Raw genomic sequence first — 281 nt, 5'->3', positions numbered from 1 at the left:
GTCCAGGTTCTGGCCCGCGCCCTCGACGACCGTGATCACGTCGCGGTACGTCCAGTGGGTGGTCCAGTCGTTGACGCGCACCACCCGGGTCTTGCCCGTCCAGTCGCCCTCGTTGAGGAACTTCACGATGGTGTGCCGGGCCTCGGGCTTGGCCAGCGGGGCGCAGGCGTCCTCCAGGTCCAGGAAGACCTGGTCGGCGGCCAACCCCTGGGCCTTCTCCAGGAAGCGGGGGTTGCTGCCCGGCACCGCGAGGCAGGAGCGGCGGGGACGCAGCCGGTTGA

The 281-nt window shown here is 70.8% G+C and carries 1 protein-coding gene; it reads right to left on the bottom strand.

The window, feature by feature from the left end; genetic code table 11:
- The coding region (locus ACSNOK_RS33970; RefSeq protein WP_436784596.1) for an aldolase/citrate lyase family protein at positions 1 to 281 on the bottom strand (281 nt) is incomplete at both ends.

It is taken from the genome of Streptomyces sp. URMC 126 (genome assembly GCF_051386555.1).
GTDB lineage: Bacteria > Actinomycetota > Actinomycetes > Streptomycetales > Streptomycetaceae > Streptomyces.
This window is presented reverse-complemented; position numbering and strand designations above follow the sequence as displayed.